General features: G+C 59.8%; 12 protein-coding genes and 1 pseudogene. 7 read left to right on the top strand and 6 right to left on the bottom strand.

Annotated features, from left to right (window positions below; genetic code table 11):
• Positions 1 to 59: 59 nt before the first annotated feature.
• A complete protein-coding gene (locus NKH83_RS18730; RefSeq protein ID WP_352689842.1) occupies positions 60 to 320 on the top strand; it encodes a helix-turn-helix domain-containing protein in 261 nt (86 codons plus the stop codon).
• A gap of 23 nt (positions 321 to 343) precedes the next feature.
• On the opposite strand, the gene NKH83_RS18725 is transcribed toward NKH83_RS18730, so the two are convergent.
• On the bottom strand, positions 344 to 559 hold the full coding sequence (locus NKH83_RS18725; RefSeq protein WP_352806494.1) for a helix-turn-helix domain-containing protein: 216 nt from the start codon (positions 557 to 559) through the stop codon (positions 344 to 346).
• A gap of 127 nt (positions 560 to 686) precedes the next feature.
• On the opposite strand from NKH83_RS18725, the gene NKH83_RS18720 reads away from it, so the two are divergent.
• Both NKH83_RS18720 and NKH83_RS18715 read left to right on the top strand, forming a co-directional pair.
• The gene (locus tag NKH83_RS18720; protein WP_352806491.1) at positions 687 to 1,436 is read left to right on the top strand and encodes an autoinducer binding domain-containing protein; all 750 of its coding nucleotides are present in this window, start codon (positions 687 to 689) and stop codon (positions 1,434 to 1,436) included.
• A gap of 73 nt (positions 1,437 to 1,509) precedes the next feature.
• Complete coding sequence (locus tag NKH83_RS18715) at positions 1,510 to 2,142, top strand: acyl-homoserine-lactone synthase (protein ID WP_352806488.1); 633 nt, start codon at positions 1,510 to 1,512, stop codon at positions 2,140 to 2,142.
• A gap of 136 nt (positions 2,143 to 2,278) precedes the next feature.
• On the opposite strand, the gene NKH83_RS18710 is transcribed toward NKH83_RS18715, so the two are convergent.
• Positions 2,279 to 2,752: an Lrp/AsnC family transcriptional regulator gene (locus tag NKH83_RS18710; RefSeq protein ID WP_254818629.1), complete on the bottom strand. Its 474-nt coding sequence runs from the start codon at positions 2,750 to 2,752 to the stop codon at positions 2,279 to 2,281.
• 129 nt (positions 2,753 to 2,881) lie between these two features.
• On the opposite strand from NKH83_RS18710, the gene NKH83_RS18705 reads away from it, so the two are divergent.
• From NKH83_RS18705 to NKH83_RS18700, 3 genes are all read left to right on the top strand, one after another.
• Complete coding sequence (locus tag NKH83_RS18705; protein WP_352806486.1) at positions 2,882 to 5,272, top strand: thiamine pyrophosphate-binding protein; 2,391 nt, start codon at positions 2,882 to 2,884, stop codon at positions 5,270 to 5,272.
• 205 nt (positions 5,273 to 5,477) lie between these two features.
• Positions 5,478 to 5,828, top strand: a complete 351-nt coding sequence (locus NKH83_RS31675; protein WP_502895583.1) for a hypothetical protein — start codon at positions 5,478 to 5,480, stop codon at positions 5,826 to 5,828.
• Positions 5,829 to 5,914: 86 nt separating this feature from the next.
• A complete protein-coding gene (locus NKH83_RS18700) occupies positions 5,915 to 6,370 on the top strand; it encodes a Ros/MucR family transcriptional regulator (RefSeq protein ID WP_352804612.1) in 456 nt (151 codons plus the stop codon).
• Positions 6,371 to 6,500: 130 nt separating this feature from the next.
• On the opposite strand, the gene NKH83_RS18695 is transcribed toward NKH83_RS18700, so the two are convergent.
• The 4 genes from NKH83_RS18695 to NKH83_RS18680 all read right to left on the bottom strand — a co-directional run bounded on the left by NKH83_RS18695 (position 6,501) and on the right by NKH83_RS18680 (position 9,799).
• Positions 6,501 to 6,674, bottom strand: coding sequence for a Fic/DOC family N-terminal domain-containing protein (locus NKH83_RS18695; protein WP_352806482.1), 174 nt, complete (start codon positions 6,672 to 6,674; stop codon positions 6,501 to 6,503).
• 206 nt (positions 6,675 to 6,880) lie between these two features.
• Positions 6,881 to 8,032 (bottom strand): Fic family protein, encoded by a 1,152-nt coding sequence (locus NKH83_RS18690; protein WP_352806479.1) that lies wholly within the window; start codon positions 8,030 to 8,032, stop codon positions 6,881 to 6,883.
• A 1,129-nt stretch (positions 8,033 to 9,161) separates the two neighbouring features.
• Positions 9,162 to 9,455 carry a hypothetical protein gene (locus NKH83_RS18685; protein ID WP_352806477.1) on the bottom strand — a complete coding sequence of 98 codons (294 nt, stop codon included), beginning with the start codon at positions 9,453 to 9,455 and terminating at the stop codon, positions 9,162 to 9,164.
• 92 nt (positions 9,456 to 9,547) lie between these two features.
• Positions 9,548 to 9,799 (bottom strand): type II toxin-antitoxin system Phd/YefM family antitoxin, encoded by a 252-nt coding sequence (locus NKH83_RS18680; RefSeq protein WP_352507601.1) that lies wholly within the window; start codon positions 9,797 to 9,799, stop codon positions 9,548 to 9,550.
• Positions 9,800 to 10,071: 272 nt separating this feature from the next.
• Here NKH83_RS18680 and NKH83_RS18675 point away from each other — a divergent pair.
• A pseudogene (locus tag NKH83_RS18675) lies at positions 10,072 to 10,254 on the top strand (aspartate/glutamate racemase family protein); the annotation flags it as partial.
• Positions 10,255 to 10,404: the final 150 nt, after the last annotated feature.

The following is a 10,404-nucleotide window of genomic DNA, read 5'->3' as shown; positions in this document are numbered from 1 at the left end:
TGACGAATGTTCACTATAGTGTGTCGTCCTAAAGTGTACGCAGCGACGACCATGCCCTCATGGACCTACGGGTGGTTGTCGGCTTGAACGTACAGAGGATTCGGCGCGCACAAGCCCTCTCTCAAGAGGAACTGTCGTTCCGTTCAGGGTTCACGCGCGCCTATCTGAGTGGTCTGGAGGCCGGCCGGCGCAATCCCACAATTCTGTCGCTTGCAAAGCTTGCCACTGCATTAAGCGTCGACATCGAGGAATTGACCAAACGGCCGGGCAAAGACGCCCCAGCCGCGACGCCGCGCGCCCGACGCAGCAGAAAATCCTGATCCTCGCCCTCCTGGCCGGTGGATCATGGCGCGTTGCGACGAATGAGCTGCTCCACGTCAACCTGCAATGCCAACGCCAGCACCTCCAAGGTATCGATGGTCGGTGAGTTCTCCTCCCGCTCCAGCTTGCCGACATAATTGCGATCAAGGCCGGCAAGGTCCGCGAGCTGTTCCTGCGACAAGCCGGTACCTTGGCGAAGCAACCTCAGATTGCGAGCAAAAACCGACCTCAGCCTCATGCGGCGAGGCAGTCAGAACGCGCCCTTTAGTGCCACCTACTATAGTAGTCAAACGTCATGCCGCAGGTTGCAGTCGAGCCTAACTTATTTAATCTTTCTTTGTCTCAGTACATTGAAGGGGCGTGAAATGTCGGCGGTTCATACGAGCGTCTTACAGCACCAGTTAACGCAAATCTTTGAAGCAACCGCGCTGATCGATCGTGCAAGCAGCGTCGCCGAAATCATTCGGCAACTGCGCAAGAGCATTGAACGTCACGGCTATGCAGCCTGTCTGGTCACCGAATTGCCACGCCAGGACACCGGATCGCTGGATGGACACATCCTTGTCAACGGTTGGCCGGGGGAATGGTACGACCACTACATGGCTGCCGGACATTATCGCCATGACCCTTGCGTTGCTTTGTGCCGTGGTGCGATCGGGCCGTTCCTTTGGAGGGACGCTCATCACGGCCTGACGAACAGCAATGCCAGAAAGGTGATGGATGAGGCAAAAGAGTTTGGGCTTTGTGAGGGGATATGCATCCCAATCCAGGCGTCATTTGGCGATCCGGCCTGTGTAACGGTTGCCGGACGCGAAATTGATTTGGCGCCGACGGTGCGCTGCACCGTTCATGCCCTTGCGCGCCATGCCTACTCGGCTGCCGAGCGACTCGTTGGCAGCTCGCTCAAGCGGCCGAGACAAAAGCTTTCCCAACGGGAGCGTGAAATCCTGCAGTGGGTCGCTGGCGGGAAGACCGCATGGGAGGTTTCCCGAATACTTGGTATTTCGGAAAACACCGTGACGACCCACCTGCGCAACATCAAGCAGAAGCTCAGCACCGCCAACGTCGTGCACGCCATCGTCGAGGCTTATCGCAGGCGCGAAATCGAACTTTGATCCATCCTCAGATCTGGGTATTTCATGGGCAATCGTCGCGTGGTCGGATGGGGTTCCATATCGAGGAACCGCAATGATTCAGGTCCACGTCGTCGACGCGTCAAACAGCTTTGCCTATCGAGGCGATCTCGACAGTTACTTCCGCCTGCGACATGAAATCTATGTCGATGAACGTGGCTGGCATGAGCTGAGGCGGCCCGACCGTCGCGAGATCGACCCGTTTGATACACCAGAGGCGATTCATCTGCTCGGCATTCAGCCGGGAAGGGGTGTCGTTGCCGGATCCCGCCTGGTGCCGAGCCTCAGGCCGCATCTGATGAGCGAGATCTTTCCGCAACTTGCCGAAGATGGCGTTCCGCGCCGAGCCGATATCTATGAGTGGACGAGATTTTTCGTGGCCCGGGAGTTTCGCGAGCCCGGCCGGCCCTGCCAGGCCGCCGGCGTGATCTACTGCGGAATTCTGGAATTCTGCGTTCAAAGAGGCATAAGCAATCTGACGATTGTCTGTGAGGAGTATTGGTTCGACCGCTTGGCATCGATCGGCTGGCGCCCAAGGCAGCTTGGGTCTTCATTCAAGTGCGATGACATGACCATCATCGGCGTGATGGTCGACGTCGGCCCGTCTGCCTTGGCCGCGACGCGACAATTCTACCGCATGACCGACCCAGTGCTTTGGACGGAAACGCCAATCAAGCGGCTGGCCTGACCGAGGGCCATCCGCTTTTTGGGCGTCGCGCCTCGAACGAACATGCTGTCTGGCAGACAAGTTCGTGCATACCGGCGATGGAGCACCTACCTGTCAGCCAAACCTAAGCGATTGACTTGCCAACGTTTGGAGAAAATCATGTCTCGACCGGCAGCCGGTTCGACCGCTTGATCTGCGCAAGCGCGAAGCTGGACTCGATCGAGGAGACGCCATCGAGCCGCGTCAGCTTTTCCTTCAGGAAGCGCTCATAGGCGTGCAGGTCGCGCACCACCACACGCAACAAATAGTCGCGCTGGCCAGTCATCAGATAGCAATCGACGACCTCCGGCCAGCGCGCGATTGCCGCATTGAACCGCTTCAGCTCGTTCTCGCGCTGGCGCTCAAGCTTGATCGAGGCAAACACCGAGATCGGCAGATCGACCATGTCCTGGTCTATCAGGGCAGCATAGCCGGTGATCACACCCATATCCTCCATCAGGCGGACCCGGCGGGCGCAAGGCGACGCCGAAAGGCCGACTCGCTCAGCAAGCTGCTGCGCCGTCATCCTGCCATCGACCTGCAGCGCGGCAATGATCTTTCGGTCGATATCGTCCAGTCGGCGTTTTGGCATGAAACGTTACTCCATTGGTCGATATTGCCAAAACCAGCTAACGCAGCTGCCAACCTCATGCAAGTTTAGCGACAATCGGTTTTTGCTCAGTCCTATGATTGCGACGATCGCAACCGGGAGTCTTGCAGCATGGACAAACAAAAACTGGAGGCCCTTTCGGCGCTGGAGAAGAAGGTGCTCTGGCTGTCGACATGGATGATCCATAACGCCAATCACCTGCGCGAGAACGCCGACGGGCTGAAGGTTGGCGGACACCAGGCATCCTCGGCGTCGCTGGCGACGATCATGACCGCGCTATATTTCTTCGTGCTGAGGCCGGACGACCGCATTGCAGTGAAGCCGCACGCCTCGCCCGTGTTTCACGCCATCCAGTATCTCCTGGGCAATCAGACGAGGGAGAAGCTCGAAGGATTTCGCGCCTTCGGTGGCGCGCAAAGCTATCCGTCGCGGACCAAGGATGTCGATGACGTCGATTTCTCTACCGGCTCCGTAGGCCTCGGCGTCGCGCAGACGCTGTTTGCCTCTCTGGTGCAGGATTATCTCAGAGCCCGCGACGAAAGCGTGCCCGAGGGCCGGATGGTGGCGCTGCTCGGCGATGCCGAGATGGACGAAGGCAATATCTTCGAGGCGCTGCTGGAAGGCTGGAAACATGGCTTGCGCAATTGCTGGTGGGTCGTCGACTACAATCGCCAGAGCCTCGACGCGGTTGTGCGCGAGGGCCTTTGGGAACGCTTCGAAAGTATCTTCAGGAATTTCGGCTGGGACGTCGTGATCCTGAAATATGGTTCGCTGCTCGAGGCCGCCTTCGCCGAACCGGGCGGCGAGGCGCTGAAGGCCTGGATCGATGCCTGTCCGAACCAGCTCTATTCGGCCCTGACCTTTCAAGGCGGCGGCGCCTGGCGCAAGCGGCTGCTTGCCGATATCGGCGAAAAGCCGGTCGTGAGATCACTTCTCGACCGGCGATCCGATGCCGAACTCGCAGCGCTGATGACAAATCTCGGTGGCCACGACCTGCAGTGCCTGATTGAAGCTTTTGAGACGGCGCGCCACAACGACCGGCCGACCTGCTTCATCGCCTATACAATCAAGGGTTTCGGCCTGCCGCTGGCCGGCCACAAAGACAATCATGCCGGGCTGATGACCAAGGATCAGATGGCAGCCTTTCGCGCTTCGATGTCAATCGGTGAGGGGCGGGAGTGGGATCCCTTCGAAGGCTTGGACATCGGCAAGGTTGATCTCCGACGCTTCCTCGATGCGGTGCCTTTCGCCGCGAAAGGCCGACGCCGCCGACACGCCCAGCGCATCCTCGTCCCCGATCGTCTCGGCCCGGAAGCCAAGGGCAGCATTTCCACCCAGGTCGGCTTCGGTAGGATCCTGGATGAGATTGCACGGGCCGGCGGGCTGCTTGCCGACGCGATCGTCACGACGTCGCCCGATGTCACCGTTTCAACCAATCTCGGCCGCTGGGTCAACCGGCGCGGCCTGTTCGCGCATCGCTCGCTTGCCGACACGTTCCGTAGCGAACGCATAGCCTCGGCGCAGAAATGGGAATTCGGCCCATCTGGCCAGCACATCGAGCTCGGTATCGCCGAGAACAATCTATTCATCTTGCTGTCGGCGCTCGGGCTGTCTCATTCGATCTTCGGCAAGCGGCTGCTACCGATCGGCACGCTCTACGATCCGTTCATCCAGCGCGGTCTCGATGCGCTCAACTATGCCTGCTATCAGGATGCGCGCTTCCTCCTTGTAGCCACGCCATCCGGAGTCACACTGGCGCCGGAGGGTGGCGCGCATCAGTCGATCGCCACCCAGTTGATCGGCATGGCGCAAGACGGGCTTGCCGCCTACGAGCCGGCATTCGTCGACGAGTTGGGCGTCATTATGCGCTTTGCGCTGGATTATATGCAGCGCGACGGCGACGCCGTGCAGTCGGAGCGTACCTGGCTGCGCGACGAGACCGGCGGCTCGGTCTATCTACGGCTCTCGACGCGCCCGGTCGAGCAGATCATTCGTCCCATGGAGCGTGAGCTCGAGCAGGACATTGTGGACGGCGGCTATTGGCTGCGGCGTCCCGGTCCGAATGCCGAGGTGATCGTCGCCTATACAGGCGCCGTCGCGCCGGAAGCGATCGAGGCGGTCGGCATGATGGCAGAGGACCGTCGGGACGTCGGTCTTCTGGCCGTGACTTCGGCCGATCGCTTGAACGCAGGCTGGACGGCGGCAAGCCGCGCACGTGAGCGCGGCCTTGTTCATGCAAGAAGCCATGTCGAACGGCTGTTCGCCGACCTTCCAGCCCATTGTGCGATCATTACCGTCGCAGATGGCCACCCAGCGGTACTCGGCTGGCTGGGCTCAGTTTACGGCCACCGCACGCGCAGTCTCGGCGTCGAGCACTTTGGCCAGTCGGGGACGATCGGTGACCTTTACCGCCACTTCGGCATCGACGCCAATTCCATCGCCACAGCCGCAGATCGCATTGCTGGTGGCCGGCCAATCCGCCACCTGCGCGCGCTGGATTGATGCTGTGAGTCGCCGTCCGGGATCGTCGGCGTAGCCAGCCGCCAATCGCGTTCGTGGCGAAGCGAGGGTAACTCGCCATCGGTGCTGCCAGACATCTGCACGAGCACCTGAAGCGGGAGATTGGCAACTCGGGTTCGCTAACAGCACAGCGCAATTCGTGTTCCTCCCGCACGGTTGACATTCCTCCTTCAACGTCCATGCTGCATTGCAACATGGTCCGAGTTCGGCACGAACGCCTGGCGCGCGGGGCGGACTGGTTCTCAACCTCCATGCGTCACTCGAAACAGGCGACAAGTTCGTGCTGCACGATCTCGCGCCAGGCTCCAAGGTGCGCAAGTACGGAGACGTGATCGGTCGCCTTGCAACTCCGGCCGTCGCAGGCGACCATGTCCATGTTCACAAACTTGAAAGTCTGCGCCGAGTTGAACCGCGCCCGCTTCGAAGCGCACGACGATGCCCGTGCGTGATGAAGTTGGGTCGATCGGCGAGAGCGGGCCGATCGATCTCCTTTTTTGGTTGGCAGGCGTCAGTGCACCGAAGTCGGCCGTTAGAGTAATCTGGCGTCAAACAATCGTTGTTTGCAATTGCGCAAGCCGAGTTTTCCAAATAGGAACGCCAGAGATCAACAAGGGAATGATTTTGATGGACGAAGCAATTTGGCAGAGAAATGCGGATCTTCTAGGACTGACAGCAGATATCGTCGCCGCCTATGTCCAGAGCAACGCAACGCCGGTGGCGGATCTGCCGAATTTGATCGCCAGCGTTAATTCTGCGTTGTCTGGCCTGGCTAAGCCGGTCGCTGCACCCTCACCAATACTTACGCCCGCGGTAAATCCCAAGAAGTCGATCTTTCCCGAATACATCATCAGCCTTGAGGACGGGCGCAAGTTCAAGTCGATGAAGCGCCACCTGGGCTTGCTTGGGATGACACCCGATGAGTACAGAGCCAAGTGGGGTTTGGCGTGGGACTATCCTATGGTAGCGCCCAGCTATGCGGCCCAGCGGTCTGCTCTTGCCAAAGCTGCCGGTCTCGGCCGCAAGGCGGGTGCCAAAACGCCGCCAAAGAAAGCACCAGCAAAGCGCAAGGCCAAGGCCTGACAGTGCATGACAGTCGGGCCAGGCCATCAGGTCTAGATGGTCTTCGCGACAGAGTTGTTGCGTCGGTCTCCGGCGCGGCCGAAGTTCTGCTGAGAGATTGGCCGAGGAGCGCCTGACCTGGTTGCCGGACTCATTGGCGAAGCGAACAGCCTACGGTCGTGGTGACGATGTTTTCGATTTCCGAGCTTGCCTGGGCTTCAAGCGGAGGCATCGAGTTGATCAGGACCGCCTGGTTGGGAATGAGCTGTCCGGACACGCACAGTTCCGCCAGTGCTGCTTGCGCCGCGATGCAGGCCTTCAGCACCGCCCTTGTCTCCACATCCTGGCGCGGAGGAAGGGGCGGGAGGTCGCTGTAGGGGCGAAACGGTCGGCCAATCCCCATGCGATCAGCATGTCGGGCGGGATATGTCCTCGACAACGACATGTCGTCAAATCATAGGATCGCAATCCATTGACATAATTGGGCGCCGCAAGCGGCCCTCCCGATGCTGCAACTTGCTACAATTCCACTCAACTGAAAGACAGTGAGGGCGGTTTGGGAACATTGACTTCGGCATCGGTGAAGAGATTCGGAAACAGCCGTTCCCTGAAATCGAGAGGAAAAGCGATCCGCACCGGTGTCTTCGGAGTGTCAGACTTCAGGAAACCGCGGTCGACGAGATCCGATAGCGTGTTCCGTGCCGTGCGCTCGGATGTCTTCAGCACTAAGTTAGCATCGCCGCGGGGCAACCTACCGTGCCGCAGTACTGCCGCCACCAGATCAGGTGCCCGTTTGTCGTCGACGAGATCCTTCACCAGCGCGCGGTAGCGAGCCTCGAGCCGTCCGAGGTCGAACATCGTGGTCGAGAACCGCACCTGGTCGAGCGCGACTGTCAGGAACCATTCGACGAAATCCTTGAGTGCTGATTCCGAAAGATTTCCTCGGCCGTCGCGGTCGCCCTGTCTTGGGCTGTCGGCGTGATCCATCATGCGCTTGTATTCGCCCCGATCCTTCAGTCCACGAGCGAGACCACGAGATATCGACCACAGGCCTTTGCCGCCGATCCCGGCCTTGAGCGCCATGGCGTGAGACATCAGCCGACTGACGCGGCCGTTGCCGTCTGGAAACGGGTGGATGTAATTGAGGCGATGATGAGCTGACGCAATCGCGATGATCCGCAGGCTGGCCTGCCTTTCGGCCATCGCAAACCGCTTCTGGAAATACTCCATAAAGGCCACCATCCTGTCAGACGATGGCGGCTGATGGCGCCCGACAACGACATCATGATCTGCGGACAACCGAAACTCGCCGGGCACGATCTCGGCGGCCTTGGTGCCGTCAGGATTGTCGATGAACCGGAATTCCTCTGGCATCCCGTCGTAAAAGGCACGATGAACCCACCGGATGAAATCGATCGAAGTCGGGCTCGGCAGTTCCCCACGCAAACCGAGACCATCAATCATCCTCTGAACTTCGACATGGGCCTTGGCCTCCAAGGCGAGAGGGCGGCGTTCGGGATCAATCTCGGCTCCGGCCAATGCACTCTCGATATCTCGAGGTCGGGTGTTGTGGCCTTCGATCAAGTTCGAATAGTAAGAATTCATGACGCGCACGAGATCGGCTAGTTCGGCAGCCGATTCCGGATGCAGGCCTCGGCCGAGGTCATCGGCGGCCTTCTGCAACTCGATCGCGAGATCTGCCAGGACGGTCGGTACCGCGTCGCCAAAAAACAGTGGCTCGATGCGGGCAGGGGTTTCAAGCATTATTTGCCGATCTCAAAGTTCTCAATTGCCTGCAATGTAAGGCATTCGAGACCACAAGTCAGCATAATTGCCGATATTGATTGCCGATCTCTCTTGCCGAGGCCGGCCGCCGATCAGGAGGCGAACCCGAAATGCCTCAAAGGTCGGCCGGGCAGGGCGCGACTGGAATCACCGATGGCGTCAGTGCCATTGGGCTGAGTTGCTCGTTGGTCGGAGCAAAAGGATGTGCCTGAGGCAGCGGCCTGCCGCCTCCGAGTTGCTCTATCGTCAGTGGGGCGCGTGAACGCTTTGCTCTGCTAACCCCATGATGGCGAGTGCCAGCAATTTCCTTGGTGGCTCCTTCTTGATTCTCGCTACGCCGCTGAAAAGGGCTTGCCTCGCACAGTGTCAGGCACCGCTTCTGTTCATCCAGAGGCAGGGGGCTTTCGCAACGATGCCCTCGAAGCATTCCGCATGAGTGCCCCGGCACGGGATCGTTTGCGTCGGCTGTTGCTGAGTCTCAAATTCTTCTTTTCGTCGGCGGCTTCATGAATCGCCGCACTGACGATGTTCGTGCTCATGGAAAAGATCATTCCAGCCAGCCAGATGATATCGGGATTTGCCGGGACTGGCCTGATCTCGGCGGGCATACGCCTGCTCGTCAATAGACGGATCGGCACCATGTTGCACAGGTGGTCTTTGGCCCAGACTGTCCCAGCCTGTAGTGATGACGTTTTCTGACGGCCAAGCCCTGCAGCCGCATCACATATCTTGCGCTTTCGGCCAACGGGGCTCGCCGTCCTCCAGGGGGCGACGCGCCAGGGAGCGCAGATCATGGCCTCGTTCGAGGCCGAGCAGAAGCAGCGGGTGTTGGAGCGATGTGGAGCACCGGAGCGTATGCCGAAAGGTCGTAACTCATGCGCAGTCCTCCGGTCCGCGCCGCCCAGGGCGTGCCGCAGCACCGTGATCTCTTCGCACCCGGTCGCATCCCGCGCTGGGGCGCCCTCGCTCCGACCCTGGCCCGCTCGATGCGGTAATGACCCGAGGCCTGCCAAGAAAATCGGTCTGGCTACTGGCGAACGATGCCGCGCAATCGACGCTGCGCCGCCGTCTCTTTTATCGCGCCAGCAATCTTGCGGAGAAATGCGGGACTGAACGCGCCGATCGGCGTCGTCGCCACCAGATCATAGGCTTCATCGACCTGCACCCGGTTATCTTCGTCCAGGATCAGCCATGACGGATAGTCGAGGCCGCCGCGGCGGCATTCGATTTCGCTGATGGCAAGATGCGGGCGCGACCGGGGTTTTTGCGACGTCAGCGGAAAAGAGAAACAAGGCTGCGGGCGTCGCTGGCGTCCGGACAACGACGCAAACTGGCCTCGCCTTGCGTCCGGATTCCTCGCCAGCGTCTGCTTCCCGCGCCCATAGGTAATAATATCGGAGCAGATCGCCGGCTTTAAGCATCGGGCTTGTCGCCAGAAATTATTGCATCCAGTCCATTCATGAGTTCATTGTGGACTTCATCCGGCGCGTCCTCGAGCGTATAGGCGACCGAATGCGGCTGGCCGACGAGCTGGTGGTACTGAGCAGCGGACAGGATGACGAGCTTTTCCTTGCCGCGCTTGGTCAGGGCCACCGGCTCAATCAATGCCGTTTCGAGGATTTCGCCTGACACGCGGTTCATGTCCGAGAATGTGAATTGTTTCATCGCCGTACGTCCTTTGAAGTACCTACAATAGGTAATTCACGTAAGAAAAGCAAGGATGGTAGCGGGCGAACGCCGCCATTCTTGTCAGGATCCATCGCTCTTATCAGGATCGATTCGCTCGAAAGAGCGGCATTGTCCGTTTATTGCTGAGTGCGGCCCGCGCGGTCTGGAACGCGTAGCCGTCCCAATCCACCCACGCCTCCCAACCTTGCGCGTGGCGCGTTCGCGAGGCCTCGCTCCATGCCGTCAGCCTTGTCGCTCACAGCTTCTGTGTGGTGACAACTCTGTCGCGTTCCGCACCGCTCATTGAAGACAACATCCGGCGGTACGGATTCTCCCATCGCTGCCGCCGTGTGTTTTCTTCCGACATCCCGGTTCTCGAGCTCGAGAAATCCGAGAGTGGTGCGTCCGAACGAATTTCGGAGCTCATACTCGAAGGCATCAGGCTGGGGGCGGAGGGGGTTGCGCTGGGTTGCGCGGGCATGGCTGATTTTGCATCCGCCGCTCCAGCGCAAGCAGGATATTCCCGTGGTGGATGGAGTCGGCGCTGCAGTCGGTCTTGCGCAGACCCTGATACGCTGCGGCGTCGCGCCTTCCAAACGTGG

The sequence above is a fragment of the Mesorhizobium sp. M0909 genome, from assembly GCF_040319515.1.
Taxonomy (GTDB): domain Bacteria; phylum Pseudomonadota; class Alphaproteobacteria; order Rhizobiales; family Rhizobiaceae; genus Mesorhizobium.
The sequence above is the reverse complement of the archived record's forward strand: the minus strand, read 5'-3'. Positions and strand labels throughout refer to the sequence as shown.